This window comes from Rhodopseudomonas sp. RCAM05734 (assembly GCF_052658035.1).
This window is the reverse complement of the sequence record NZ_CP199742.1, coordinates 2,986,688-3,011,535: the sequence shown is the minus strand read 5'-3', so window position 1 is coordinate 3,011,535 and position 24,848 is coordinate 2,986,688. Positions and strand designations below refer to the sequence as shown.

The following is a 24,848-nucleotide window of genomic DNA, read 5'->3' as shown; positions in this document are numbered from 1 at the left end:
CGCGCGCAGCTGGCGCTTCGCACGCCCCGGAATGACATTTCACTGCGGCCTGCCGAAATCCGGCGCCAGCAGCCGGTTGCGCAGCAGCCAGCTTGCCGTGCGGGTCCAGGACTCGTCGGTGTTGCCCCGCAGGTCGGCGCTCATGCTGGCAACGATATGGCCGGTGCGGGCGTTGCGCATGTAGATGTTCATGTTGAGGATCAGGTTGGAGACCTTCTGCACCACGCCGGTGACGGCGAGATCGGCGCCGAGCTGCTGGGCCAGTTGCACGTCGCAGCCGCCGCAGGCCTGCAGGTTCTTTTCGTGGGCCGCCGCATTGACCGGCGCGATGTCGACGATCGCATAGCGGCCTGACTCCGCCAGCCCCTTGCGGATCTGATCGCCGGCGCGCAGCAGCCGGTCGTGTTCGTCGGTGCGGGGGCCGTCGGTCTCGCCCTGCAGGCTGGTGTCGAACAGTTCGAAATCGAACACCGCCACCTTGGGCAGGCTCGCCGCGGGCGCCTGTGCATGAGCCGGCGCTGCCAGCACGAGCAGAAGAAATGCAGCGAGGCAATATCGGCGCATCAGCGGGTTCCCCGCGCGATCCAAGTGAACGAACTCAAGCGAACGAATTTGTCACTTGCAACCTAGGCCGGATCAGCCATGTTTCAAGTAGAAAGTCCCCGTGGCCTGGTACCGCAAAAGGGACGCGTCAGGGAGATTGAATGATCCGCTCGTTGGTCGGCGCGATGGTCCTGGTTGCGCTGGCCTCCGGCGCGCTGGCGGATCCGCTTGAGATCAGGATCGGCTATCTCGGCCGGGCCGGAGGCAAGTCGACATTGTCGCTGCTGGCGCAGCCGGCGGAGAACGACGGCATTGCCGGCGCACAGCCGGCCATCGAGGACAACAACACCACAGGTCGCTTTCTCAACCAGCGTTTTGCGCTTGACGACGTGCGCCTCAAGGAGGGCGACGATGCCGCGAAGGCGGCGCTGTCCCTCGTCGATCGCAACGTGTCTTTCATCATCGCCGACCTGCGTACCGATGCGCTGCTGCAGGCAGCCGATGCGGTGCGCGACCGCAACGCTGTCATCGTCAATGCCGGTGCCATCGACGACCGGCTGCGCGAGCAGGACTGCCGCGGCAATGTCATTCACGTCGCGCCGACGCGATCGATGCTCGCCGACGGCCTCGCGCAATATCTGGTCTGGAAGCAATGGAAGCGCTGGCTGCTGGTGGTCGGCTCGCATCCAGAGGACAAACTGTTCGGCGACGCGCTGCAGCGCGCCGCGACACGGTTCGGCGCCAAGGTGGTGCAGTCCCGCACCTTCGAGGACACCGGCGGGGCGCGGCGGACCGACAGCGGCGTCACGCTGATCCAGCGCCAGATGCCGGTGTTCACGCAATCGGCGCCGGCCTACGACGTGCTCGTGGCCGCTGACGAGAGCGAGGTGTTCGCGTCCTATCTGCCCTATCGCACCTGGGATGCGCGGCCGGTGGCCGGCTCCGCCGGGCTGGTGCCGACCAGCTGGGATCCCGCCCATGATCAATGGGGGGCCGAACAATTGCAGAGCCGCTTCACGAAGCTGAACCGGCGGCGCATGACCGCGCTGGACATGCAGGCCTGGACCGCAGCGCGCATCATCGGCGAAGCCGCGTCACGCACCAACTCCGGCGACGCCAAGACGCTGCTGGCCTTTCTCAAAGGCCCGGATTTCTCCATCGCCGCGTTCAAGGGCCAGCGCCTGACCCTGCGCGACTGGAACCTGCAGCTGCGCCAGCCGATCCTGCTGGCCGACGGCCGCATGGTGGTGTCGGTCTCGCCGCAGGAGGGCTTCCTGCACCAGACGTCCGAACTCGACACGCTTGGCATCGATCGCCCGGAGAGCAAATGCAAGTTGAACTGACCATTGCTGTCGCACGCATCGGACGCTGGCTGTTGCTTCCGGCCTTTTTCGCCTGCCTCGCCTCGCCCGCTTACGCCTTCATCGCCTATGTCTCCAACGAGAAGGGCAACACCGTCTCGGTGATCGACACCGAGACCTGGACCGTGACCGCGACCATCAAGGTCGGCCAGCGGCCGCGCGGCATCGAACTCACCCGCGACGGCAAGTTCGTGCTGGTGGCGGTCGGCGACGACGACACCATCCAGATGATCGACACCGCCACCAGGCAAATCGTCGACAGCCTGCCCTCCGGCCCCGATCCGGAACTGTTCGTGCAGGACACCGCCGGCAAGATCCTCTACGTCGCCAACGAGAACGACAACACGGTGACGGTGATCGATATCGAGAAGCGCGCGCGGCTCGGCGAGGTGCCAGTCGGCGTGGAGCCGGAAGGCATGACCATCAGCCCCGACGGCAAAACGCTGATCAATACCTCCGAGACCACCAACATGGCGCATTTCATCGACACCGCGACGCGCCAGATCGTTGCCAACGTGCTGGTCGACGCGCGGCCGCGCTTCGCCGAATTCAAGAGCGACAGTTCGGAACTGTGGGTGTCGGCGGAAATCGGCGGCACCGTGACCATCATCGATCCCGCCAAACGCGCGGTCACCGGCAAGATCACCTTCGACATTCCGGGCCTGCGCCGCGAGGCCATCCAGCCGGTCGGCATCGGCATGACCCGCGACGGCAAGACCGCCTTTGTCGCCCTGGGCCCGGCCAACCGGGTCGCCGTGGTCGATGCGACCACCCATCAGGTGAAGAAATATCTGCTGGTCGGCCAGCGGGTCTGGCACATGGCGTTCACGCCGGACGAGAAATACCTGCTCGTCACCAACGGCGTATCCAACGACGTCTCGGTCATCGACGTCGCCGCGCTCAAGGTGATCAAGACCATCCAGGTCGGCGAACTGCCCTGGGGCATTGCCATGGCGCCGCCATGACGCAGATCGCTGCCGCCCACCCGATCCGCATGCCGGAGCCGCAACCGCACGGAGGCGTGCGCGCGACGCCTGCGCTGTCGGTGGAGAGGATCAGCCATGCCTATGGCCCGCGCCGCGCGCTCGAGCATGTCGGGTTCGACGTGGCCCCCGGGCGCTTCGTAGCATTGCTCGGCCTCAACGGTGCCGGCAAGAGCACGCTGTTCGCGCTGATCACGCGGCTGTTCGGCGTGCAGGCCGGTCGCATTACGATCTTCGGCCATGACATCGTCAGCAATCCCGGCGAGGCGCTGCGGCTGCTCGGCGTCGTCTTCCAGCCGCGGACGCTGGATCCCGATCTCTCGGTCATGCAGAATCTGCTTTATCACGCGGCTTTACACGGCATCGGCCGGCGCGAGGCGCGGTTGCGCGGCGGCGAGGTGCTGGCCCGCATCGAACTCGGCGACCGCGCCGACAGCAAGGTGCGCGATCTGTCGGGTGGGCAGATGCGCCGCCTCGAGATCGCCCGCGCGCTGCTGCATCGGCCGCGCCTGCTGCTGCTCGACGAGGCCACGGTCGGTCTCGACGTCAAGGCCCGCGAAAGCATTCTCGGCCATGCCCGCCGCCTGGTCGCGGATGAGGGCATCGGCGTGCTCTGGGCCACGCATCTGCTCGACGAGATCGTCGCCGGCGACGACCTCGTGGTGCTGCATCAGGGCCGCGTGCTGGCGAAAGGTGTCGTCGATCGCGTCATATCCGACAGTGGCGCGCACGACCTGCACGGAGCCTTCATGCAACTGACCGCAGGCGCCGCCGACGCCGGGAGCATCGCGCCATGACCGTCGTGATCTCGGACCCGCCGCGCGGATTCACGTTTGCGCAGTATGTCATCTGCCTCAACGGCATCGTCTGGCGCGAGGGCCTGCGCTTCCTGCATCAGCGCGAGCGCTTCATCTCGGCGCTGGTGCGGCCGCTGGTCTGGCTGTTCATTTTCGCCGCCGGCTTCCGCCAGGTGCTCGGCATTTCCATCATCCCGCCATACGAGACCTACATTCTCTACGAGGTCTACATCACGCCGGGACTGGTGGCGATGATCCAGCTGTTCAACGGCATGCAATCGTCGCTCTCCATGGTCTACGACCGCGAGATGGGCAACATGCGCACGCTGCTGGTCAGCCCGCTGCCACGCTGGTATCTCTTGTCCTGCAAGCTGCTGGCCGGCACCGCGGTATCGCTGCTGCAGGTCTACGCCTTCCTGGCGATCGCCTGGTTCTGGGATATCGAACCGCCCCATATCGGCTATTTCACCGTGCTGCCGGCGCTGGTGTTGACCGGGCTGATGCTGGGCTCGCTGGGCATGCTGATCTCCTCGCGCATCACGCAGCCGGAGAATTTCGCCGGGGTCATGAACTTCGTCATCTTCCCGATGTTCTTCGCGTCATCGGCGTTGTACCCGCTGTGGCGGGTGCTGGAGGGCAGCCCGCTGCTCTACCAGATCTGCCTGTTCAATCCGTTCACCCATGCGGTCGAGCTGATCCGCTTCGCGCTGTACAGCAAGATGAACTGGCTGTCCTTCGCCGTGGTCGGCGGATGCACCGCCGTGTTCATGATCGGCGCCGTGCTCGCCTACGACCCGTCGCGCGGCATCGCGCGATCCAGACCTGCAGGAGGCGAGACATGAAATGGCTGATGACGCTGGCCGCGTCGCTTGTGGTCGCGGCGGTGTCCGCCCCCTGCTTCGCGGCGGATCCGCGCTATCCCGACTGGCCCTGCGTTCAGGCCAAGGTGCCCGAGGTCTCGCTGGCCGCGGTGTGGGCCGGTCCGGATCTCGATGATGTCGCCGGAAAATGGAAGGACGACGCCAAGATCAGCGCGCTGGTGTCCCGGCTAGCAGCGCGGCGGACGCCGCTCGAGGAAGCCGAGAAAGCCGTCACCGCATTCCTGTCGGAAGCAGGCGCGGGAAAGACCGAGGCGGGAAAACTGTTGTTCTCCGGCCTGTTCGAAACGCTCAATGCGCAGCGCGCGTCGGTGATGAACGGGCTGGAACGGATCACCCGCAAGCAGCGCGCGGCGGCAGACAAGATCCGCGCCGACACGCTGGCGCTGCAGGCCCAGCAAGGCGCGGCGACGCCCGATCCGGCCAACGTCGAGGAATTTGGCAACCAGCTGGTCTGGGCAACGCGCATCTTTGACGATCGCCGCCGCGTCATCACCTTCGTCTGCGAGGTCCCGGTCGCTATCGACCAGCGCCTGTTTGCGCTCGGCCGCGTGATCCAGCAGGAGATGGAGTAGCACCGGTGGTCATTCGTCCGGTCGCGGTTGCGGCTGTGCGTCGACCAGCGGCAGAAGTGCGCCGTCCCAGCCGTCGGTGCCGTCCGGATACCAGGCCACGTTGCTGTAGCCGTAGCTCAGCGCGCGCTTGGCGGCATTCCACGACATCCAGCACTGGGCTTGGCAATAGAACAGCAACGGCTTTGCGGGATCACCGCCGGTGGCCTGTGCCAGGCCGCGCCTGAAATACGCCTCGGTTGGCGCCGCCAGCGCGCCGTAGCCGGTGTCGACCAGCCAGATACTGCCGGGAATGTCGGACCTCGGTATGTCGCGCCAGATGGTGCCGGCCGGCAGGTTGCGCGGTTTTGGCGCGCGCGGCATGACGTCGATGAAGACCGCCGCTTTGGCGCTCCACATTGCTTCCGCCTCCGGCGTCGTGACAACGCGGGCGCCACGCAACGTGGCCGGGACCGGCGTGCGATAATTGTCGCTGCGGTAGCCGTCCGGCTCCGGTACGACCTGCTGGGCATGCGCGCATGTCGCGAAGGCCAGCAGGACGATGCCGGCCAGCGCGGGTCGCATCACGGCTGCTTGGCCGCGCTGTCTGCGCCGAGCGGGCGATCGTTCTCGTCCAGCAGCGGCACGCCATAGTCGAGCAGGATCTTGTTGATCGCCGGCTGGTTCTCCTGGATCAATCGATTGAGCTGGCGCTTCCAGTTCTGGTCGGCATGGCGAACGCCCATGCCGATGCGGAAGGCCGTCCTGGGGCCGACGGTCTCCTTGACCAGCGGTGCAATGTGCAGCGGCGGATCGGCACGCTTGGCGTAGTAGCCGGCCATCGGCCCCCACAGCACGGCGGCGTCGATGGTGCCGGCCTTGAGGTCGTCGATCATCGCCTGACCGGAGGAATCGATCCGTGTGTCGATCATCAGCGGATAGGGCTTGGCGTTCACCATCAGTCCATTGGCGGCCATGTTGGTGGCTGGCGGCGTGCCGGCGACGATGCCGATGCGCTTGCCCTTCAGGCGGGGATCGCCGAGCGTCGCCACATCGTCGAGGCCCCCGCCTTGCTTGACGACCACGGCATAGGCCGTCCGGTAATAGGGATTGGTGAGCTGCACCAGATCGTCGCCTTGCGGGAAGCCCATGATCACGTCGCAACGATGTGCATTGAGGGTCATACGGACGAAGCCGGTGGCGTCCGGGTAGAACATGTAGTCGAGCTTCTTGTCGAGTTTTACGGCAAAAAGCTCGGCGATCTTGTTCTCGAAGCCCTCCCCCTTGTCGTTGGAGAACGGCAGGTTGCGCGGGTCGGCGCAGACCCGCAGCACCTTGGGATCCACCAGCTCGATGGACGGGTCAGCACTATCGGGCGGCGGCGCCTGTGCCGCCGCCGGGACCGCGGTCATGCCGAGCAAGAAAGCAGAGGCGACGATACCTGGCCAATTGCGCAAAGCGGCGTCTGTCATGGCCGTTGTTCCTTCCAGCCGGACTTCGTACGGCGTCCGAACCGCGTCACTTCCGGCCCATACAGGAATCTTCTGCCTGCTGTGCGGCGGGCGGCTTGTCCTCGTGCTTGGCCGGCCGCACTCGCGCCACCGCGTCGAAGCCGCGCGCCCGCAGATAGACGTAGATGTCATCGAGATAACAGGCGACGTTGGGGTTGTCGCCGAAGGCCGGCATGACGTTTTCCTGCGAGGAGGTCACATTCTTGCGACCGCTCGCCACCACGCCCAGGAAATCGCCATAGCTCATCGCTCTGACCGATTCCTTCAGTGCCGGCGCATAGGTCGACCCTTCGCCATCCGGGCCGTGGCAGACGTGGCACTCGGAATGATAGCGGCGGTAACCGGAATAGGTGTACCAGTCGACCGTGCCGTCGGGCGCGACCTTGTAGGTCGGATTGCCCTGCTTGTCGTAGTATTTGCCGTCTTCTGATTTGACGGCGGTGGGATCAAAGAGGTCTTCAGCGACAGCGAGTCCTCCGGATGCCACGACAGCGATCGCAGCAACCACAAAGCAGATTTTACGCAAGAGCATGTCCTCGACGTTCGGGCTTTGATGGGGGTGAGCGAACCGGCGCGTGGAAGGATCCACGCGCCGGCCGATGGTTGCCGTCTATTGCGGCAGCGCGAACACCGTGAGCGCTCCCCCGAGCGCGGTGTAGTTGCTGAGTGCCGCATAGCCGCCGACCGCGCCGAGGCCTGCGGTCGGATCGGTCAGGCCAGCCGCCAGACCGATGCCTGCCCAGCCACCCACGCCGGACAGCACAGCGATATACTGCCTGCCATCCCGCTCATACGTCGTGACGTTGCCGATGATGCCCGATGGGGTCTTGAACTTGTACAGTTCCTTGCCCGTCTTGGCGTCAACCGCCTTCAGGTAACCTTCCAGCGTTCCGTAGAACACCACGCCGCCAGCCGTGGCGAGGGCGCCTGACCAGACCGAGAAGGCTTCCTTGTTCGACCAGGCGATCTTGCCGGTCTTGTTGTCCCACGCAATGAAGTTGCCCATATGCGTGTCACCCGGAGGCGGATACATCGACAGCGTCGCCCCGACATAGGGCTGACCGGCGGTGTAGCTCACCTTGAACGGCTCGTAGTCCATGCAGACATGGTTGGTCGGCACGTAGAACAGCTGGGTGTCCGGCGAATAGGCGGCCGGCTGCTGGTCCTTGGTACCGAGGGCAGCCGGGCAGATACCCTTGCTATTGTGGTCCTCGCCGCCCGACTCGGTCGAGTATTGCGCGACGACCTTCGGACGCCCGTAGGTCGGCGACGACTTGTTCATGTCGACACCGGAGGTCCAGTTCACCTTCGGATCGTACTTCTCGGCCACCAGCAATTCGCCGGTAACGCGATCGAGCGTATAGCCGAGACCGTTGCGGTCGAAGTGGGTGAGCAGCTTTCGCGGCGCACCGTTGACCTGCTGGTCGCTCAGGATCATCTCGTTGACGCCGTCATAGTCCCATTCGTCATGGGGCGTCATCTGATAGACCCATTTGGCCATGCCGGTATCTGCGTCGCGCGCGAAGATGGTCATCGACCACTTGTTGTCGCCCGGGCGCTGCTTCGGATTCCAGGTCGAGGGATTGCCCGACCCGTAATACACGAGGTTCAGCTCAGGATCATAGGAGGTCCAGCCCCATGTGCAGCCGCCGCCGATCTTCCACTGATCGCCCTGCCAAGTCTTGATGCTGGAGTCCTTGCCGACCGGCTTGCCGAGTTCGGTGGTCTTTACGGGGTCAACCATGATCTGGTCATCCGGGCCTTCCGAGAAGGCACGCCAGGCCAGCTTTCCGGTCTTGGTATCGTAGGCCGTCATGTGACATTGCACGCCGAACTCGCCGCCGGAAATGCCGATGAGAACCTTGTCCTTGACCACGAGCGGCGCCGACGTTCCGGTCGCGCCCTTGCCGGGATCGCCGTTCTTGACGGTCCAGTCCACCTTGCCGGTCTTGGCGTCGAGCGCCACCAGCGTGGTGTCGGCCTGATGCAGGAAGATCTTGCCGTCACCATAGGCGACGCCGCGATTGACCGTATCGCAGCACATCACGGGAATGACGTTGGGATCCTGCTTCGGCTCGTACTTCCAGACGATCTGGTTCTCCTTCGACAGGTCCATGGCGTAGACCTTGTTGGGGAACGGCGTGTGGACGTACATCATGTTGCCGATGATGAGCGGTCCGCCTTCGTGGCCGCGCAACACACCGGTCGAGAATGTCCAAGCCACCTGCAGCTTGCCGACATTGTCGGCCGTGATCTGCTTCAGCTTGGAATAACGCTGACTGCCATAGTCGCCAGCCGGGATCACCCAATCCTTTGGATTTTGCGACATTTTGATGAGTTCATCATTGGCAAATGCGGCGCCTGAGGCAAACACCGCTGTCGCGCCAAGACAGGTCGCAAGCAGCACCTTGTGCATTTCGACTTCTCCCACATGATATTGTTCATTTTTATTTCAAACGCGACGGACCCGCAGCCCTCGAGCCCGACTTCAACAACAGGGATGCAGTTTAGCGACACTCTCGCGATCATGACGCGGCAACGTCATCGATCTCGTTGCAGACCAACTCATCTTCCGTGAACGTCGGCCATCCCAATCAACCGAGGTCCAATTGGAGTTCGAGTACGAAAATGGTATTCCCGTGAACTGACGCGCGCAATCGAAATAATTCACTACCCGGTTCGTCGCGCATCGCACCAAATTCCGTTTGCGTCGCCGCAACTTTTATTTGGTCAGTGCCACTGACGCACATGTCCGATGGAGCAAAACATCAATGAAAATGCGGTGGAATGCGCTTGTTGCTGCCGTCGCAATCGCCGCGACTACACTTGTGCAAGCGCAGCATGACAGCTCGGCGCTTGCGGTCGACGAAGTAGCACCCGGAATTTTTGTTCACATCGGCGCCATTTCCTTGATGACGCCGGGCAATGAAGGCGACGCGGCCAATGCCGGTTTCATCATCGGCGACGACGCCGTGGCGGTGATTGATAGCGGCGGCAGCGTGCGCGAAGGCCGCCGCCTGCTCGCCGCCATTCGTGCACATACGAAAAAACCGATTCGTTATGTGGTGAATACGCACGGGCATCCCGACCATGTCTTCGGGAACGCGGCATTCGTGGCCGATGGAACCGTATTCGTAGGCCACACGAAGCTCGCGCGCGCTCTGGAGGCACGCGGCGACTTCTATCTCGACACATTCCGCGGCGTCATCGGCGAAGATCTGATGGCCGAGGTGCGCATCGTCGCGCCGACCCTGCTGGTTGACGACGCGATGGAACTTGACCTGGGCGGCCGCAAACTCACATTGCAGGCATGGCCTGCCGCCCACACCGATCATGATCTCACAGTGTTCGATCGGAACACGGGAACTCTCTTTGCCGGCGACCTCGCCTTCATTTCGCATATCCCTGTGCTCGACGGCAGCCTGCGCGGCTGGCTCAAGGTGCTCGACAGGCTCGACGAATTGCCGGTCCAGCGTCTGGTCCCCGGACATGGGCCGGTGACTGCGGGGCGACACGGGCTGGACGATGAGCGTCGCTACCTGACAACGCTCATCACCGACATCCGGGCGCTCGTCGCCCGAGGGGCGCCAATGGCCGCGGCCAGTTCCGCCGCTGCGTCGGAGCGCACGCGCTGGCAGCTGTTCGACGACTATAACGGCCGCAATGCAACAACAGCCTTTTCAGAAATTGAGTGGGAATGAACGCGCAGCAGGCCTATGCTGTGGACTGTTGCGTCAACCATGGACAGGAAGCGCGACCATGTTTCGATCCGGACTCCGCCTCTTTTGCCTGGCCGCCCTGCTTGCCGTCGCGCCCGCGGCGCGCGCTGCAGCGCCCGATCCCTGGCCCGGTCTCGTACAGGACATCTTCAACAGTCGTGAGATCAAGGACGGTACGGGCATCATCGCGCTGCAGATGCCGGCCCGCGCCGAGGATGCCGCGATCGTTCCGGTGACACTGCGGGCACTGCTGCCGCCGACCGATCCGCGCCACGTCAAAGCCATCACCCTGGTGATCGACCAGAACCCGGCGCCGATGGCCGCGCGCTTCGTGCTCGGCGCGGACGCCGCGGTGTCGGAGATCTCGACCCGCGTCCGCGTCAACAACTACACCGATGTGCACGCCGTCGCCGAGCTCAGCGACGGCAACCTCTATATGGTGAAGACCTATGTGAAGGCGTCCGGCGGCTGCTCGGCGCCCACCGCCAAGAATGCCGACGAGTCCAAGACAAGAATCGGCCAGCTCCGGTTCCGGCAATTCTCCGGCGCCAGCGACGCCAAGGCCGGCAACGGCCCCGTCAGCCGCACCCGCGACGCCCAGGTCATGATCGGTCATCCCAACAATTCCGGATTGCAGATGGACCAGGTGACCCAGCTCTACATTCCGGCATTCTTTATCGACACCATCAAGATCACGCAGGACGACGCGCTGGTGCTATCGATGGAGGGGGGAATCTCGATCTCCGAAGATCCGAATATCCGCTTCACCTACGCCTCCAACGGCGCCCGGCAGATCCGCGTCGAGGCCAAGGACACCGAAGGCCACATTTTCCAGGGCGAATGGAAAGCGGAAACGCCGGGGATGTGAGCGAACCCTGCGCTTCGCGGAGCGGCGCGCGAGGGAAGGCGCCAGCTTCTGCCGCAAGACGAATTCTAGAAGCAGCGCACTTCGGCTTCGGCTTGGGCGCGGCGTAGGTCGTTGAGCGCCGTGGTGGCCTGCAGGGACGAGCGGAACTGGCCGCCGAGATTGCCCTGAACCTGCGCCATGCTCAGCACCGTCTCCGCAGTTACATAGCGATCGTAGGGCAACAGCGACGCCACCACATCCACCGAGCAGGAACACTGGTCGAGAGCCTGGCGGTTCTCGCCATTGGCCTTCATGCAGCCGAACACATATTCCGCCCGCGCCGAGGTGGGATAGTCGTTGACGTCCTCGGCCGTGGCAGCAGACACCGCGCCGAACACGACCAACGCCGCGATTGTCATCGATATGAATTTGGCCGCCATCGTCAGGTCTCCGCCTTTTCACTACGCTACTACGGCCAGCGCCGGCAGCAAACAGCACAGTCTCGTGTCCAACGATTTTGCGCTGCACCACGAGTGCGCCGGCTTTCACGATCCCCTCGCAGCGTGATAGCAAGAGATAACGAACGACAAGTCCGGGAGAAACCTCATGATGCGCGTGCTGCTGCTCTCGTCGGCGATCCTGATCGCCGCCGCCGCCCCTGTCGCGGCGCAGGTCAAAGGCAAGGGCATCCGGCTCTGGAACTTGACCGCGGAGACCATATCGGGCTTCCAGCTGTCTCCGGCCGGCAAGAGCGAATGGGGCCCCAACCAGACTCTCAATGACAAGGACAAGGAGGTCGACCACGACGAACGGCTGCGCATCACCGACGTGGTGCCGGGGCGCTATGACGCCCGCGTCAGCTACCGCGACAAGCGGCAATGCACAGTGCGCGACATCGAGATCGTCGCCGACGCGGTGTTCTCGATTGCCGACAAGGATCTCAAGGACTGCAGCAAGGGCAACTAGCCGCGTGCCGGCGTCCCGGCCGAGGCCTTGTCGTTGGTGTGGGGATATTCGCAGCGCCAGCGCACCGCGGTCCATTTTGGATGCTCGCCGACCCATTGGGCGATGTAGGGCTGCGCCCCCATGCTGCATTGCTGCAGCGAGCCGCTCCAGTTGAACGTCAGACGCGTCTCTTCACAGGTCGCCGGCGACAGCACCGCACAGACGGTCACGATCAGATTGATGGGATTCATTCCAGGCATCCTCTTCTCAAGGCATTCCTGCTTCGCAGCCACGATACCACGAAAAGCAACGGAACGGCGCCCGAGAAGTTTCAAGACAACCCACTGCGACGAGCAGCCGACAGCAGTCGCTGGTATCATCGCCCCGGCCTGGCTCAGAAATTGACGCCATAGATGATCCGCGCCTGATGGCGCTCGAAACTGACCAGGTCGAGCGCGGCCCGCGAGCCGCTCTCGCGCCCCCAGACCTGGGAGCTCCAGGCGGCGGTCAGCCGCGACCGCTCGGACAGTTTCAGATAGGCCGTCGGCCCGACGAACAGCGCCTGCCCTTCCAGCGCGTCGAGGCCAAGGCCGTCGTAGCGACGCAGATAGCGCGCTTCGCCGCCGATCAGCAGTCCCGGCCGCACCTGGGCCATCACGGCCATCGCCACGCCCAGCGTCGATTCGCGCTCGGTGGATGCGGCCCCGGCCAGCCGCGTCCATTCCGGCTGGTAGCTGACATTGAGCGCGGCGAGCACCGCGTTCGGCACCAGTTCGCGATCGAAGGCCAATGTCAGCTCGGTGCCGTAAGCGCGGCCCGGCAGGCCGCTGGTCTCGTCGATCCGCTCGGCGTGAGTTTGCAGCGCCACGGTCATGCCGAACGGCGCCGCCTCGCGACCGAAAAACCGATAGCGCAGATCGAGCGACACGCCCTGCCAGGCCGGCCGGCGGCGGTCGTCGAGACCGGGGACGTTGCGGATGTCGTGAGCTGCGAAGCTGCTGCCGAGTTCGACGCGGAAATCCGGCGCCGGCACGAACTCGACTTCGAATTCCTGCTCGCCGCCGCGGTAGGCGCCGCCGCGCTTGCCGAACCGCCCTGTCGACTGGGTCTGGAACTCACGCTCGCCGCGATCGCCGACGTCGGATCCGATCATGAAGCCGAACAGGTGCTCGGTATCGATTCCCTCGGCGCGCGCGCCGGCCGGCAGCAGGGCCGCGATGCACAGCGCCGCAGCGCGAAGGATGTCCGAGCGGACTGGCATCAGGATCACCGGCAGACGGAGACTGGCCGTGACGGTTGGCCAACCCGATCCTAGCGCAAGCCGCTGTGTCCTGGATAGCCGCCACCGTTCGCGGTAGCGCCGACGCCGAATGGTTCCGTGCAAGATTTAATTCATTTTCCTCGCCATCTGCCGGGCGGTGGCGCACTGATGTGTGATGGATGCCGATCTTCCGGCTAATCCTGACTGCGCAATCGCGGTCAGGGCGTCCAATCATCAATTGCATCCTGCCGCCTGGGTCGAGCACTGCGTCGGACTCGCGCGATATTGTCGGCTCCTTTTGAAAGCGTCAGTCCCTCCATGGCCACCCTTCCGCCGGACTCCCAGACCAACGTCCTCATCGTCGAAGACGAGATGGTGCTGCGCATGCGCGCCGTCGACATCGTCGAGGATGCCGGCTACACGCCGGTGGAAGCGGTCAATGCCGACGAAGCGATCGCCATCCTCGAGTCGCGCTCCGACATCTCGCTGCTGTTCACCGACATCCAGATGCCCGGCAGCATGGATGGGTTGAAGCTTGCCCATGCAGTGCATGACCGCTGGCCGGCGATCAAGATCATCCTGGTGTCCGGCCAGATCAAGGTGGCCGACAGCGAAAAGCCGACCGACAGCCGCTTCTTCGGCAAGCCGCTGGAGGTCAAGCAGATGATCAGCGAGCTGCAGAACATGATTGGCAAGGGCGTCCTGACGGCCGTTTCCAAAGCCACGATTCCGCTCGCCGTCGAAGCGCTCACCAAGACCAGACCGAGCGGGCCGCCCTCGTCGGCACAGGAGTCGCTGACCGCCGAGAACGACAGCCTGCGGCTGCTGCTGGAGCAGGCGGTCATCGATGCCAAGGTGTTGCTGGCACAGGCCGGCATCGACGCCGAGGAGCGCGAGGCTGCCGACAAGCTGCAGAAACTGATCCTCGACGAGCTCCATCACCGCATCAAGAATACGCTGGCCACCGTGGGCGCGATCGCATCGCAGAGCCTGCGCACGGCGACCTCCATCGAACATGCCCAGCACGCCATCGAGGGCCGGCTGATCGCCTTGGGACGTGCCCACGACCTGCTGATGCAGGTCAGCTGGGCCAATGCCAGCCTCGCCCATACCGTCCGCGGCGCCACCGAGCCCTATGACAGCCAGGGCGCCGGCCGCTTCTCGATCGAAGGACCGGATATCCGCATCACCTCCGGCGCGGTGATCGCACTGGCCATGACCTTCAACGAGCTGTGCACCAACACCACCAAGTTCGGCGCGCTGTCCGTGCCCTCCGGCCGCATCGATATCGCCTGGACCATCGACGCCGCCGCGCAACGGCTGCGCCTGACCTGGACCGAAAAGGGCGGCCCCGCGGTTAAGGAGCCGACCCGCCGCAGCTTCGGCACCAGGATGATGGGATCGCTGGGCCAACAGCTCAGCGGCGAAGTGCATCTGGCCTATGAGCCGGACGGATTCGTCTATGTGCTCGACGTGCCGCTGGCTTCTCTGGAAGTCAAAGCCTGACCGGAGCACCCAACAACGCTCATGCGACCGCAAGCCTGCTGACGGCTATGAGCGCGTCGCACTGCAGCGACGGCGAGACGTTAACGAATACGAACGCATTCGCTCACATTCAAGCGACGCCGTAACCTTTACTGGTTAGGTTAAGACGTGAGAAGGTTTGTATTTCGCGGTCGTCTTTGTAGTCTGCCCTGGTGAGGGATCAGAGATGTCCAGCTCCATGCACAATGCCGACAAGAGCACGCATCGAAGGATCATGGTCACGGGCCTGCTGTTCTGCCTGGCCTTTGTCCTGATCAGCTTCTTTGCGCGGGAACAGCCGGAAAGCCATTACGTCCTGCAAAAGGCCGATCGGCTGGTGCGAACCGCCGGGGGACCGACACCGGCGAATTGACAACTCATAGACGTTGGCCTGGACCTTGGCCGACGCCGGAGTTTTCCGCTCGGCTGCCGGCGGCCATCGGCAGCTTCTCGATATGCGGCACGGCGTCGACCAGTTCGCGGGTGTAGTCCGTCTGCGGATTGTCGAACAAAGCGTGGCTTTCGCCCTGCTCGACGATCTCGCCGTTGCGCAGCACGATGGTGCGCTGGCACATCATCCTGACCACGTTGAGATCGTGGCTGACGAACAGAAACGACAGCCCGTCCTCGCGGCGCAGCCGCTCCAGCAGTTGCAGCACCACTGCCTGCACCGAGACATCCAGCGCGGCCGTCGGCTCGTCGAGCACCAGCAGGCTCGGCTCGCAGGCAATGGCGCGGGCGATGCCGATACGTGCCTTCTGGCCGCCCGACAATTGATGCGGAAAACGCTGCAGCAGCTCGGCCGGCAGGCCGACGCGTTCGGCGCATTCGCCCACGCGCTTGCGCAGGGCATCGCCGTTGCGCATGCCGACCAGCCGCATCAAGGGATGGGCGATGCAGTCGAACGCCGTGAAGCGCGGATTGAGGCTGTCGTTGGGATCCTGGAACACGATCTGGATGGCACGGCGCTGCGGCGCCTTGTGAAAGTCCCGCGCCGGGATATGGCTGATGGATTCGCCGTTGAAGTTGATCTGTCCCTCGCTCTGGTCGAGCAGCCGGCAGATCATCCGCGACGTCGTGCTCTTGCCGGAGCCGGACTCGCCGACCAGGCCGACGCTCTCGCCGGCCGCCATGGTCATGGAGAAGGTCTTGAGCGCCAGGGTGCCGTCGGGAAAGCGCTTCACCAGGTTCTGCACGTCAAGCAGCGGCGGTGTGCCGTGCGCCAGCGCCGGCCGGGGCGCGGCGGGAACGGTCGGCGGCAACGCGCGGTCTTCGCCGGTGACGAGGTCCTCGACCCGCGAGGTCGCCGTCGGCGACGCCGCCACAAGCCGCTTGGTGTAGGGATGCTGCGGCGACTGGAACAGGGTCAGCGCGTCGGCCTGCTCGACCAGCCTGCCCTGCTCCATGACCACCACGCGACGGCAGTAACGGGCGGCGAGGCCGAGATCGTGGGTGATCAGGATGGTCGCCATACCCCGTGCGGCGGCGATCGATGCCAGCAGATCCATCACCACCTTCTGGGTGGTGACATCGAGACCGGTGGTCGGTTCGTCGGCGATCAGCAGAGACGGATTGCATGAGATCGCCATGGCGATCATCACCCGCTGGCACATGCCGCCAGACAGCTCATGCGGATAGGCGCTCATGCGCTTCTCTGGATCGCGGATCTGCACGGCGCGCAGCAGCTCGAGCGACTCCGCGCGCGCGGCTTCGGCGGAGATCTTCTTGTGCGCGAGGATGGCATCGGCGATCTGCTGGCCGATGGCGCGGATCGGATTGAGCGCCCCGCGCGGGTTCTGGAAGATCATGGCCATGGCCGAGCCGTGCATCTCGCGCAGGCCGGCATTGGACATTTTCGTGATTTCGCGGTCGCGGAACAGGATGCGGCCGCCGGTGATCTTGCCGGAGGTGTCGAGCAGCCGGGTTACCGCGAAGCCGGTCACGGATTTGCCGGAGCCGCTCTCGCCGACGATGCCGAGGGTCTCGCCCGGCGCCAAAGCCAATGAGACGCCGCGCACCGCCTCGACCGGGCCGCGGCGGGTGGAGAAGGTGACGTGCAGGTTTTCGATGTCGAGAAGATTGCTCATGTGCGCTGGCGGGGATCGAGAATGTCGCGCAGCCCGTCGCCGAGCAGGTTGAAGCACAAGACTGCCATCATCAGCGCCAGGCCGGGAAACGCCACCAGCCACCATTTGCCGGTGGAGATGAAGCGCGCGCCTTCGGCGACCATGATGCCCCATTCCGGCGTCGGCGCCTTGACGCCGAGTCCGATGAACGAAAGTCCGGCGGCGTTGATGATCGCCCAGCCGAGATTGAGCGACATCTGCACCACCATGGCCGGCAGCACGTTGGGCAGCAGGAAGCGCAGCACCACGGAGAAATGGCTCTCGCCGCTGGCGCGCGCGGCCTCGACCCAGCCGAGGTTACGCCGCACGTTCACTTCGGCGCGGGCGAAGCGGATGTAGAATGGCAGGTTGATGATGGCGGTGGCGATGATGATGTTCTCGACCCGGTTGCCGAGCGCGGCGACCATGGCCATCGCCAGCACGAACAGCGGAAACGCCATCAGCACGTCGACGAAGCGGCCGACCGCGCGATCGAGCCGGCCGCCGCTATAGCCGCACAGCGCGCCGATCACCGCGCCGAGCGCGAAGGAGATGCCGACGGCGGAAATCGCGATGGCGAGATCGAGCTGGGTGGCGACGATGATGCGGCTGAACACGTCGCGGCCGAGCTGGTCGGTGCCAGCCCAATGCGCCGCGCTCGGCCCCTGCAGGGCATTGGCCACGTCGGAGACGATCGGATCGTAGGGCGCGAGCCACGGCGCGAAAATGCCGACGAGAATCAGCAGCGTCGAGCCGGCGGCAGCGATGCCGGTGATGGGATTGCCGCGCAGGATGAAGGCGGCGTGACTGAGGGTAGCGCTGCTCATCCGATGGAGATCCTGGGGTCGGCGATGCCGTAGAGGACATCGACGACCAGATTGACGATGACGAACACGAACGCCATCAAGAGGACAAAACCCTGCACCGGCGCGTAGTCGGACGACAGCAACGCGTCGAGCGCGTAGGACGCGACGCCGGGCCACGAGAACACTTTTTCCACCAGCACGTTGGCACCGAGCATGGTGGAGAACACGATGCCGGCAATGGTGATCACCGGCAGGATGGCGTTGCGCAGCGCATAGGTGACGACGATCCGCCACCACGACAGGCCGACCGAGCGCGCGGTGCGCACGAAGTCGCTGCCCAATGAGGCCAGCATCGAGGCGCGGGTGATGCGCGCCAGCGGCGCGATCACGAACAGCGCCATGGTGCAGGCCGGCAGGATCAACTGCTTGAAGGCGGCCCACCAGCCCTCGAAATCCCCGGCGATCAGGAAGTCGATCAGCAGGAAGCCGGTATGCGACGGCGGCAGCGTCATGAAGATATCGACGCGTCCGGTCGGATCCGGCGCAATGCCGAGCAGATAGTAGAACACATAGATCAGCAGCAGCCCGGAGACGAAAGTGGGCACGCAGACGCCGAGCGCGCAGAACATGCGCACGCCGTGATCGATCAGCGACCCCGGCCTGAGCGCCGCCAGAATCCCGAGCGGCAGAGCGAGCACGAGCGCGATTAGCAGGGCCGAGAAGGTCAGTTCCAGCGACGCCGGAAGCCGCTCCTTGAGATCCTTGGTGACGGTCTGGCCGGTCATCAGCGAACGGCCGAGATTGCCGCGGCCGACGTCGTAGAGGTACAGCGCGAGTTGCTGCGGCACCGGCTTGTCGAGCCCCATCTGCTTGCGGATGGTCTCGATCTCTTCCTTGCCGGCATTGGGACCGGAGGCGAAGAACACGGCAGGATCGCCAGGCAGCACCCGCATCAGCAGGAACGTAAAGATCAGCACGCCGAACAATGCGGGCAGTGACGAGGCAAAACGCCGTGCGGCGCGTTTCGCAGTGGATGCCAGCTTCATCAACACAAATGGTTCGCCTTAAACTGTCGTGAGAAAGATCACACGGCTCATGATCTTCATTACCTCTCCCCGCTTGCGGGAAGCTGCAATTGTAGGGTGGGCAAAGCTGCGACGCGGGAAGCTCGGCGAAGTGTGCCCACCACCGAGCATCAAAGTGGTGGGCACGGCGCAAGTGCGCCTTTGCCCACCCTACGCTCTAGTTTGTCGTGCAGTATCGGTCTATCACTTCCTGCTGAGGTCGCGATAGTCGACCTGGCGGTGGAACTGATAGGTGTAGCCTTCGATCGACGGCGCCATCACCGCGTCCTGGCTCGGCTGCCACAACGGCACCTGGGGCATCTGGTCGAAATTGATGGCGTTCAGCTTGATGCCGTCGGCCTCATACTTCGCCTTGTCCGGCTCGAAACGAGCTTCCTGCGCGATGGCGGTGAGTTCGGCATTGTCGATCGAGCTGTAGTTCCAGCGCTGGTTACCGGTGTAGAAGTTGCGATAGAAGTAGTCGGTCGACGGCAGCCAGGCGACGATGCCTTCGGTGAAGAACGGCAGTTTCTTCTCGGTGATCTGCGTCGACATCTGCGCGTCGGGCAGCTTCTGGATATCCACCTTGATGCCGATCTTGGCGAGCGATTCCTTCACCAGTGCGGCCATCGGTTCCGCAGTCGCGGACTGGCCGACGTTGAAGCTGAATGTGGTGGAGAAGCCATCCGGGAAGCCCGCCGCCTTCAGATAGGCCTTGGCCTTGTCCAGATCGAGCTTGATCGGCTGCTTGATCGGGAAGCCGCCTGATGGCGGCTTGCCATCGGTCCAGGTGGCGCCGGTGAGCAAATCGCCGCGCCCGAACAAAGCCGCCTTGAACATATCGTCATAGGGCAACGCATAGGCAACGGCCCGGCGCACATCGACCTTGTCGAAGGGCGGCATCTGGTTGTTCATCGAGATGAAGGTGATGGCATTGTACTGCGGGGTCGAGATCACCTTCAGCTTGCCCTTGGCCTCCAGCGATTGCGCATCGCTGGCCTGCAGGTCGATGACGATGTCGACATCGCCCTTCTCGACCAGGTTGGCGCGCGTCGAAGGCTCCGGCACCGACTGCAGGATCAACCGCTTGAAGAACGCCTGCTTGCCGCCGGGACCGCGATTCCATGCGTCGTTGCGCTTCAGGATTACCTGCTCGCCGGGCTTGAAACTGTCGATGACATAGGCGCCCGAACCCGCGGTATTTTCCTTCAGCCAGGCCTGCGCCCAGGGATCTTCCTCGGTCACATGCGCCTTCGCGACTTTCGAATTGATGATGATCGGATAGACGGTGGCGAGGTTCGGCAGCGCCAGCTTGTCGGGCTTCGGCAGCGTCACTTCGAAGGTCAGGGGATCGATCACCTTGAACTGGCTGGCATCGGTCAGCGAGCCCGTCAGCAACTGTGCCTTGCCGAGAATCTTGGCGGTGACGGCGCGATCGAGCGACCACTTCACGTCGTCGGCGGTGACCGGCGAGCCGTCCTGGAACTTGGCGTCCTTGCGCAGCTTGAAGGTGATCTTCAGTCCGTCGGGGCTGACATCGAAGGACTCGGCGAGTTCGCCGCGGATGGTATCGAGGTCGAACACCCATTTGCCGTTGAGCTGTTTGCGTCCGAACGAGACCAGCCGGTCATAGGTCGAGAGACTGACGGCAAAGGCTTCGCGGGTCGAGCCGGGAATGTTCGGGTCGAGCGTATTGACCGAAGCGCCCGTGACATAGCGCAGCGTCTCGGCCCGGGTCTGCGCCTTGACCGGTGCCGCGGCGACCAGAAAGGCCAGCACGGCGGCCGCGCCCAGCATCTGCTTCGAATAAGAAAGTCTCATCGTCCTGTTCCCCTGAAATCAACAACCCTTCGATGCCCTGCACCGTGAACTATTCGATATCTAAAGCAATTAATGCGCCAAGCGGTCCGGCCGGCCTCCGCGAGGCTGCGTCAGCCTGCACGATCGCACCGGGATCATCCAGCGTCGTCTGCAGTCTCCGGCTCCCTGCGGATAACGGCCTGCCGGACGTCGTAAGCCTGCAGGGTAGCCCAGTGTCCCTCAATATCCGCGCGAAACAAGCCGCGAGTCAGTCCATGCACAAGCTTCGGAACCGCGGTCGTCATCGCGTTGATGGATGAACCCGATGCGCCGAAACTCATGGTTGAGGCGATGGCGAAGAGATGGATATCGGAGATCCACGGCGTCGCTCCGGCCACGCGCTCGGTGAGGGCATAATCCTCGGCCAGATAGGGAAAGCGGCCGAGCCGCGGGCTGCGCTCGCTTTGCGGCGGCTGGTAGCGGTCGGCCCAGGTGGCGATATTGGCCGCGCAGTTCTGCAATTCGGGCCGGCTGGTAAAATCCATGGCGATGCCGGTGCCGCAGATCAAGAAATCGGCGACCATCGCCCCGCCTGGCGTCTGCAATTCGACCTTGTTGCCCGCCTGTTGGGCAGCCTCGACCGGAGCGCCCTCATGCAGGACGAAATTCGCGTGGCGCGCGCAGCGGTCCCAGGTCGGCTGCGGAAACCCCTCGCGCATGTCCAGGATGGTGCGCATGAAGCGCCAGCGCCAGGCGTCGTCGAGCTCGCTGAAATGCCGCAGGAAGCCTCGAAAGGTCAGCCAGTGATAAGGCTGGATCAATTGCACCTCGGCGCGGCGGCACAGCAGGTGCACCTCGGCGGCGCCTGCTTCCAGCGCCGTGGCGGCGTTGTCGAAGGCCGACGCGCCGGCGCCGATCACCACGACCTGCTTGCCGCGCAGCGCTGCGAAATCGATGTCCGCCGACGCGTTGACGCACAGCGAGGGCGGCAGATGCGCCAGTGGCTCCGGAATCATCCAGTTGCCCATGCCCTCCTGCCCGGTCGCCAGCACGATTTTTCGCGCATAAAGCGTCTCCATGCCGCCGGCGGTCTGCACCGAAGCCGCGAGCAAACCATTCGCGGCCGGCTTGATGTCCAGCACCTCGCAGCCGTTGCGCACGGGCACGCCGACCACACGCCGGAACCAGATCAGATAGTCCACCCAGTGCTGCCGCAGGATGCGATCGAGCTGCTGCCAGTGCTCCCGGCCGAACATCGCCTCGTGCCAGGACTGGTAGGTCAGGCTCGGCATATCGAGGTCCGGACCGGTGAAATGCTTCGGGCTGCGCAAGGTCGGCATGCGCGCGTAAGTGAGCCACGGACCTTCGAGACCTTCAGCGGCCTTGTCCAGAACGAGGATATTGCCGACCTGCGAACGCAGCAGGCCGAAGCCGATGGCGAGACCGGACTGGCCGGCGCCGACGATCAGCACGTCCAGCGCCGGCTTGCCATCCGGACCGGGCCTTGCCTTGAGCCACGGCACATTGGGATGCGCGGTCTTGTGGAGATCGTCGCGAACCTGTGCTTCCAAAGCCGAGAGAGCGTCGTTCATGCCGCGAGCCATCCGCCATCGACCGGCAGCACGGTCCCCGTGGTGAAGGACGACGCGTCGCTGGCGAGATACAGCGCCGCTTCGGCGACCTCCACGGCCTCGCCGAAACGTTTCATGGCGTGGCGGTTGCGCGACGCTTCGCGGACCGGATCGGGATCGGCATGCCGCGCAAAACTGCGGCGCAGCAGCGGCGTGTCGATGGCCCCCGGTGCGATGGCATTGACGCGAATGCCGTCGGTGGCAAAGTCCACCGCCATGGTGCGGGTCAGGCTGAGGATCGCGCCCTTGGACGCGATATAGGCGCTGTTGCCCTTGCCGCCGGCTATGGCCAGCTGCGAGGCAACGGTGACGATCGAGCCCTTGCGCTGTCGCTGCATCTGAGGCACCGCCGCGCGCGCCCACAGCCAGGTGCCGCCCACATTGGTGCGGAACACCGCATCCCAATCCTCCGGCGCGGTGGTCACCACCGTGCCGCCGACGGAGAAGCCGGCGGAGGTCATGAGGATGTCGAGCCGGCCGCGCTGGCCCACGATATGCTCAACCGTTCCGGACGCGTATTCGCCGTCGCCGACATCGCCGACGTGGATCGAGGCATCGCCCTTCGCGTCCTGGATCTCCGCAAGAGTTTCCTGCAGGCCGGCCTCGTCGCGATCGACCAATGCGACGAATGCGCCCTCGCGCGCAAACAGCAGCGCGCTGGCGCGGCCGATGCCGGAGCCTGCGCCGGTGATGATCGCCGTGCGTCCATGAAGTCTCATCTCAGTTTCCTTCCTGATGCTGCGACCAGTCCTGAAGGTCAGCCGCGGAATCGGCGCAGCCAAAGCGCGCCCGCCAGCCAAACTCCTCCGCGAGGCGCGTCACAGCCAGCGGCGCGCGGTCGGCGGCGCTGTGCAGATTGACGTTCGGGGCTTCGCCCGGCGCGGCGAGCCGGCAGACGAAGCCCGGATTGAGCGCCGCCAGTGCTTCACCCCATTGCAGCGCCGACCATTCGACGCCGGTGGAGATATTGTACAGGCGATGTTGCGGCCTGGCAGCCTCGAGCAGCAGGGCGATGGCGTCGGCCACGTCCGGCGCGTAGATCGAGTCCTTGACGCCGGCGCGCGGCAGTACGGCTTCGCGTCCCGCATGCAGCGCGTCGATGATCTGCATCTGCGGGCTCAGCGTGTCGCGCACGCCGGTCGCCCGCTCCCACGGTCCGAACACGCCGCTGAGCCGCACGCTGACGATGTCCATGGACCACAGCGCGGCGAGGCGCGCGGCGACCTTCTCGGAAGCGAATTTGGTGATGGCGTAAAGCGACTGGGGATCGCAGGTCAGTTCCTCGTCGAGCAGCGCGTGCCGAAAGGCGGCGGCGCCATAGGCGCCCGCGGAGGACAGGTTGATCACGCGTCGAACGCCGTGACGCCTGGCCGCAACAAGGATCGGCGTCTGCGCCATCAGGTTGACCTGCAGAATGCTCTCGGGATCGGCGGCGTCGCGTTCCGCATCGGCGGTGATCGCGGCGCCAAGCACGATCGCATCGATGCCGCCGGCGATGGCCGCATCGACCGCGGCGCGATCGAGGATGTCGCCCAATACCATCGTCAGCCTGTCGCCATGACGGCGGAAGGCCCGCTGCGCCGCCGGCGGCAAGCCTGCGCGGTCGAACAATGTCACCGCATGGCCCCGCGACAGCAGGACATCGGCGATATTGAGCCCCACAAAACCGGTGCCGCCAAAGATCAGGACGTTCATTGCTCGATCCAGGAACCGCACTGCCGGTTCAACCGGCACTCTTTGGACCATCGGCCCGGTCTTCTCCAAGCAAGTTTTTGGAGCGCGCAACGCTCATTCAACAGGCAGCATGACGCAAGGCAAGATGGCGTCCGCGACTAGCCACCCGCCTCGGCTGCGGTTTTCAACGCCGCGAGAACCGCGTCGCCGGTCTTGCGGGTATGCGCGCTGAGCGACGCCGCAAAGCCCTGCGCATCGCGCGCGCGCAGCAGCGCCATGAAATCCTCGTGCTCCTTGACGGACTCGGTCCACCGTTTCGCATCGTAATTCGCCGTCGCGCGCGCACGATAGATATTGGCGTTCAAGGTGGTCCAGATGTTGAGCAGCACCGGGTTGCCGGCGAGCCGCGTGATTTCGATGTGAATATCCTGGTTCATGCGAAAATAGGCTGCGCGTGCCGCATCACGGTGCAACGCCACCAACTGCGCATGCATCGCATCGAGCCGGGCGATATCGGCGCCGGTCGCAAGCATTGCGGCCTGGGCGCCGGCCACGCCATCGAGCGCCACCATGACGGCAAAGCTGTCGGCGATCTCATCGCGGTTGACCGGCGTCACCACCGGCGTCCGGTGCGAGCGCAATTCGATCAGTCCTTCGGCGGCCAGGATCTTGAATGCCTCGCGCAGCGGCGTGCGCGACACGCCGAAGGTCTCGCACAGCATCTTTTCCGGCAACGGCGCGCCGGCCGCGAGTTCGCCGTCGACGATCATCTCCCGCACCTTGGCGACCAGTTGGTCGTGCAGCGACATGCGCTCCAGCGGCCGCTTCGAATGGTCGGACGACAGTTT

The 24,848-nt window shown here is 64.5% G+C and carries 26 protein-coding genes; 10 read left to right on the top strand and 16 right to left on the bottom strand.

The window, feature by feature from the left end; all coding sequences use genetic code 11:
- Positions 1–39: 39 nt before the first annotated feature.
- Complete coding sequence (locus ACUXVA_RS14345) at positions 40–564, bottom strand: DUF3280 domain-containing protein (protein ID WP_445492801.1); 525 nt, start codon at positions 562–564, stop codon at positions 40–42.
- 140 nt (positions 565–704) lie between these two features.
- Between ACUXVA_RS14345 and ACUXVA_RS14340 the strand changes: the two genes are divergently transcribed.
- From ACUXVA_RS14340 to ACUXVA_RS14320, 5 genes are read left to right on the top strand one after another with little or no spacing between them, the layout of a single operon-like run.
- Positions 705–1,886, top strand: a complete 1,182-nt coding sequence (locus ACUXVA_RS14340; RefSeq protein WP_445492799.1) for an ABC transporter substrate-binding protein — start codon at positions 705–707, stop codon at positions 1,884–1,886.
- Positions 1,871–2,869, top strand: a complete 999-nt coding sequence (locus ACUXVA_RS14335; protein WP_445492797.1) for a YVTN family beta-propeller repeat protein — start codon at positions 1,871–1,873, stop codon at positions 2,867–2,869. Before ACUXVA_RS14340 ends, ACUXVA_RS14335 begins: the two co-directional genes overlap by 16 nt.
- 5 nt (positions 2,870–2,874) lie before the next feature.
- A complete protein-coding gene (locus ACUXVA_RS14330) occupies positions 2,875–3,684 on the top strand; it encodes an ABC transporter ATP-binding protein (RefSeq protein ID WP_445493290.1) in 810 nt (269 codons plus the stop codon).
- Entirely contained in the window at positions 3,681–4,526 is an 846-nt protein-coding gene (locus tag ACUXVA_RS14325) for an ABC transporter permease (protein WP_445492795.1), read from the top strand. Before ACUXVA_RS14330 ends, ACUXVA_RS14325 begins: the two co-directional genes overlap by 4 nt.
- A complete protein-coding gene (locus ACUXVA_RS14320; protein ID WP_445492793.1) occupies positions 4,523–5,137 on the top strand; it encodes a hypothetical protein in 615 nt (204 codons plus the stop codon). The genes ACUXVA_RS14325 and ACUXVA_RS14320 overlap by 4 nt, the downstream gene beginning before the upstream one ends.
- Before the next feature lie 9 nt (positions 5,138–5,146).
- Here ACUXVA_RS14320 and ACUXVA_RS14315 read toward each other — a convergent pair whose 3' ends face one another.
- The 4 genes from ACUXVA_RS14315 to xoxF5 all read right to left on the bottom strand — a co-directional run bounded on the left by ACUXVA_RS14315 (position 5,147) and on the right by xoxF5 (position 9,040).
- Positions 5,147–5,698, bottom strand: a complete 552-nt coding sequence (locus ACUXVA_RS14315; RefSeq protein ID WP_445492791.1) for a PQQ-dependent catabolism-associated CXXCW motif protein — start codon at positions 5,696–5,698, stop codon at positions 5,147–5,149.
- Positions 5,698–6,525: a substrate-binding domain-containing protein gene (locus ACUXVA_RS14310; protein ID WP_445493289.1), complete on the bottom strand. Its 828-nt coding sequence runs from the start codon at positions 6,523–6,525 to the stop codon at positions 5,698–5,700. The genes ACUXVA_RS14315 and ACUXVA_RS14310 overlap by 1 nt, the downstream gene beginning before the upstream one ends.
- A 106-nt stretch (positions 6,526–6,631) precedes the next feature.
- Positions 6,632–7,156 carry a c-type cytochrome, methanol metabolism-related gene (locus ACUXVA_RS14305; RefSeq protein WP_265079708.1) on the bottom strand — a complete coding sequence of 175 codons (525 nt, stop codon included), beginning with the start codon at positions 7,154–7,156 and terminating at the stop codon, positions 6,632–6,634.
- Positions 7,157–7,234: 78 nt separating this feature from the next.
- A complete protein-coding gene (gene xoxF5 / locus ACUXVA_RS14300; protein WP_445492788.1) occupies positions 7,235–9,040 on the bottom strand; it encodes a lanthanide-dependent methanol dehydrogenase XoxF5 in 1,806 nt (601 codons plus the stop codon).
- A 361-nt stretch (positions 9,041–9,401) separates the two neighbouring features.
- Here xoxF5 and ACUXVA_RS14295 point away from each other — a divergent pair, with 361 nt between their 5' ends.
- Both ACUXVA_RS14295 and ACUXVA_RS14290 read left to right on the top strand, forming a co-directional pair.
- Positions 9,402–10,325, top strand: coding sequence for a quinoprotein relay system zinc metallohydrolase 2 (locus ACUXVA_RS14295; protein ID WP_265083793.1), 924 nt, complete (start codon positions 9,402–9,404; stop codon positions 10,323–10,325).
- Positions 10,326–10,383: 58 nt separating this feature from the next.
- Positions 10,384–11,211 (top strand): quinoprotein dehydrogenase-associated SoxYZ-like carrier, encoded by an 828-nt coding sequence (locus tag ACUXVA_RS14290; protein WP_445492786.1) that lies wholly within the window; start codon positions 10,384–10,386, stop codon positions 11,209–11,211.
- A gap of 65 nt (positions 11,212–11,276) precedes the next feature.
- On the opposite strand, the gene ACUXVA_RS14285 is transcribed toward ACUXVA_RS14290, so the two are convergent.
- Entirely contained in the window at positions 11,277–11,609 is a 333-nt protein-coding gene (locus ACUXVA_RS14285) for a hypothetical protein (RefSeq protein ID WP_445493288.1), read from the bottom strand.
- Positions 11,610–11,799: 190 nt separating this feature from the next.
- Here ACUXVA_RS14285 and ACUXVA_RS14280 point away from each other — a divergent pair, with 190 nt between their 5' ends.
- Positions 11,800–12,156, top strand: coding sequence for a hypothetical protein (locus tag ACUXVA_RS14280; protein ID WP_413776537.1), 357 nt, complete (start codon positions 11,800–11,802; stop codon positions 12,154–12,156).
- Here ACUXVA_RS14280 and ACUXVA_RS14275 read toward each other — a convergent pair.
- Positions 12,153–12,386: a hypothetical protein gene (locus tag ACUXVA_RS14275; protein WP_265079710.1), complete on the bottom strand. Its 234-nt coding sequence runs from the start codon at positions 12,384–12,386 to the stop codon at positions 12,153–12,155. The two genes, ACUXVA_RS14280 and ACUXVA_RS14275, sit on opposite strands and share 4 nt — an antisense overlap.
- A 143-nt stretch (positions 12,387–12,529) precedes the next feature.
- Positions 12,530–13,396 (bottom strand): hypothetical protein, encoded by an 867-nt coding sequence (locus tag ACUXVA_RS14270; RefSeq protein ID WP_445492784.1) that lies wholly within the window; start codon positions 13,394–13,396, stop codon positions 12,530–12,532.
- A gap of 318 nt (positions 13,397–13,714) precedes the next feature.
- On the opposite strand from ACUXVA_RS14270, the gene ACUXVA_RS14265 reads away from it, so the two are divergent.
- Positions 13,715–14,902: an HWE histidine kinase domain-containing protein gene (locus ACUXVA_RS14265; protein WP_265079712.1), complete on the top strand. Its 1,188-nt coding sequence runs from the start codon at positions 13,715–13,717 to the stop codon at positions 14,900–14,902.
- Between the two features lie 205 nt (positions 14,903–15,107).
- Positions 15,108–15,293, top strand: a complete 186-nt coding sequence (locus ACUXVA_RS14260; RefSeq protein ID WP_265079713.1) for a hypothetical protein — start codon at positions 15,108–15,110, stop codon at positions 15,291–15,293.
- A 4-nt stretch (positions 15,294–15,297) separates the two neighbouring features.
- On the opposite strand, the gene nikE is transcribed toward ACUXVA_RS14260, so the two are convergent.
- The 8 genes from nikE to ACUXVA_RS14220 all read right to left on the bottom strand — a co-directional run bounded on the left by nikE (position 15,298) and on the right by ACUXVA_RS14220 (position 24,809).
- Complete coding sequence (gene nikE / locus ACUXVA_RS14255) at positions 15,298–17,007, bottom strand: nickel ABC transporter ATP-binding protein NikE (RefSeq protein ID WP_445492781.1); 1,710 nt, start codon at positions 17,005–17,007, stop codon at positions 15,298–15,300.
- Positions 17,004–17,852 (bottom strand): ABC transporter permease, encoded by an 849-nt coding sequence (locus ACUXVA_RS14250; protein WP_265079715.1) that lies wholly within the window; start codon positions 17,850–17,852, stop codon positions 17,004–17,006. The genes nikE and ACUXVA_RS14250 overlap by 4 nt, the downstream gene beginning before the upstream one ends.
- Positions 17,849–18,877 (bottom strand): ABC transporter permease, encoded by a 1,029-nt coding sequence (locus tag ACUXVA_RS14245; RefSeq protein WP_445492779.1) that lies wholly within the window; start codon positions 18,875–18,877, stop codon positions 17,849–17,851. The genes ACUXVA_RS14250 and ACUXVA_RS14245 overlap by 4 nt, the downstream gene beginning before the upstream one ends.
- 222 nt (positions 18,878–19,099) lie before the next feature.
- Positions 19,100–20,692 carry an ABC transporter substrate-binding protein gene (locus ACUXVA_RS14240; RefSeq protein ID WP_445493287.1) on the bottom strand — a complete coding sequence of 531 codons (1,593 nt, stop codon included), beginning with the start codon at positions 20,690–20,692 and terminating at the stop codon, positions 19,100–19,102.
- 158 nt (positions 20,693–20,850) lie between these two features.
- Entirely contained in the window at positions 20,851–22,287 is a 1,437-nt protein-coding gene (locus ACUXVA_RS14235) for an NAD(P)-binding domain-containing protein (RefSeq protein ID WP_445492777.1), read from the bottom strand.
- Positions 22,284–23,045: an SDR family oxidoreductase gene (locus ACUXVA_RS14230; RefSeq protein WP_445492775.1), complete on the bottom strand. Its 762-nt coding sequence runs from the start codon at positions 23,043–23,045 to the stop codon at positions 22,284–22,286. The genes ACUXVA_RS14235 and ACUXVA_RS14230 overlap by 4 nt, the downstream gene beginning before the upstream one ends.
- Position 23,046: 1 nt before the next feature.
- Positions 23,047–24,021: an NAD-dependent epimerase/dehydratase family protein gene (locus tag ACUXVA_RS14225; RefSeq protein WP_445492773.1), complete on the bottom strand. Its 975-nt coding sequence runs from the start codon at positions 24,019–24,021 to the stop codon at positions 23,047–23,049.
- Positions 24,022–24,158: 137 nt separating this feature from the next.
- The gene (locus ACUXVA_RS14220) at positions 24,159–24,809 is read right to left on the bottom strand and encodes a GntR family transcriptional regulator (protein ID WP_445492771.1); all 651 of its coding nucleotides are present in this window, start codon (positions 24,807–24,809) and stop codon (positions 24,159–24,161) included.
- Between the last annotated feature and the right edge of the window lie 39 nt (positions 24,810–24,848).

Excerpts from the sequence above, each read along its gene's own strand:
- ACUXVA_RS14225 (WP_445492773.1), bottom strand. The coding sequence starts at position 24,021 with ATGAACGTCCTGATCTTTGGCGGCACCGGTTTTGTGGGGCTCAATATC.
- ACUXVA_RS14325 (WP_445492795.1), top strand. The coding sequence starts at position 3,681 with ATGACCGTCGTGATCTCGGACCCGCCGCGCGGATTCACGTTTGCGCAG.
- ACUXVA_RS14340 (WP_445492799.1), top strand. The coding sequence starts at position 705 with ATGATCCGCTCGTTGGTCGGCGCGATGGTCCTGGTTGCGCTGGCCTCC.
- ACUXVA_RS14315 (WP_445492791.1), bottom strand. The coding sequence starts at position 5,698 with ATGCGACCCGCGCTGGCCGGCATCGTCCTGCTGGCCTTCGCGACATGC.
- ACUXVA_RS14320 (WP_445492793.1), top strand. The coding sequence starts at position 4,523 with ATGAAATGGCTGATGACGCTGGCCGCGTCGCTTGTGGTCGCGGCGGTG.
- ACUXVA_RS14295 (WP_265083793.1), top strand. The coding sequence starts at position 9,402 with ATGCGGTGGAATGCGCTTGTTGCTGCCGTCGCAATCGCCGCGACTACA.
- ACUXVA_RS14270 (WP_445492784.1), bottom strand. The coding sequence starts at position 13,396 with ATGCCAGTCCGCTCGGACATCCTTCGCGCTGCGGCGCTGTGCATCGCG.
- ACUXVA_RS14220 (WP_445492771.1), bottom strand. The coding sequence starts at position 24,809 with ATGTCGCTGCACGACCAACTGGTCGCCAAGGTGCGGGAGATGATCGTC.
- xoxF5 (WP_445492788.1), bottom strand. The coding sequence starts at position 9,040 with ATGCACAAGGTGCTGCTTGCGACCTGTCTTGGCGCGACAGCGGTGTTT.
- ACUXVA_RS14230 (WP_445492775.1), bottom strand. The coding sequence starts at position 23,045 with ATGAGACTTCATGGACGCACGGCGATCATCACCGGCGCAGGCTCCGGC.
- ACUXVA_RS14285 (WP_445493288.1), bottom strand. The coding sequence starts at position 11,609 with ATGACAATCGCGGCGTTGGTCGTGTTCGGCGCGGTGTCTGCTGCCACG.
- ACUXVA_RS14345 (WP_445492801.1), bottom strand. The coding sequence starts at position 564 with ATGCGCCGATATTGCCTCGCTGCATTTCTTCTGCTCGTGCTGGCAGCG.
- ACUXVA_RS14265 (WP_265079712.1), top strand. The coding sequence starts at position 13,715 with ATGGCCACCCTTCCGCCGGACTCCCAGACCAACGTCCTCATCGTCGAA.
- ACUXVA_RS14310 (WP_445493289.1), bottom strand. The coding sequence starts at position 6,525 with ATGACCGCGGTCCCGGCGGCGGCACAGGCGCCGCCGCCCGATAGTGCT.
- nikE (WP_445492781.1), bottom strand. The coding sequence starts at position 17,007 with ATGAGCAATCTTCTCGACATCGAAAACCTGCACGTCACCTTCTCCACC.
- ACUXVA_RS14280 (WP_413776537.1), top strand. The coding sequence starts at position 11,800 with ATGCGCGTGCTGCTGCTCTCGTCGGCGATCCTGATCGCCGCCGCCGCC.
- ACUXVA_RS14290 (WP_445492786.1), top strand. The coding sequence starts at position 10,384 with ATGTTTCGATCCGGACTCCGCCTCTTTTGCCTGGCCGCCCTGCTTGCC.
- ACUXVA_RS14250 (WP_265079715.1), bottom strand. The coding sequence starts at position 17,852 with ATGAGCAGCGCTACCCTCAGTCACGCCGCCTTCATCCTGCGCGGCAAT.
- ACUXVA_RS14305 (WP_265079708.1), bottom strand. The coding sequence starts at position 7,156 with ATGCTCTTGCGTAAAATCTGCTTTGTGGTTGCTGCGATCGCTGTCGTG.
- ACUXVA_RS14240 (WP_445493287.1), bottom strand. The coding sequence starts at position 20,692 with ATGCTGGGCGCGGCCGCCGTGCTGGCCTTTCTGGTCGCCGCGGCACCG.
- ACUXVA_RS14235 (WP_445492777.1), bottom strand. The coding sequence starts at position 22,287 with ATGAACGACGCTCTCTCGGCTTTGGAAGCACAGGTTCGCGACGATCTC.
- ACUXVA_RS14260 (WP_265079713.1), top strand. The coding sequence starts at position 15,108 with ATGTCCAGCTCCATGCACAATGCCGACAAGAGCACGCATCGAAGGATC.
- ACUXVA_RS14335 (WP_445492797.1), top strand. The coding sequence starts at position 1,871 with ATGCAAGTTGAACTGACCATTGCTGTCGCACGCATCGGACGCTGGCTG.
- ACUXVA_RS14275 (WP_265079710.1), bottom strand. The coding sequence starts at position 12,386 with ATGAATCCCATCAATCTGATCGTGACCGTCTGTGCGGTGCTGTCGCCG.
- ACUXVA_RS14245 (WP_445492779.1), bottom strand. The coding sequence starts at position 18,877 with ATGAAGCTGGCATCCACTGCGAAACGCGCCGCACGGCGTTTTGCCTCG.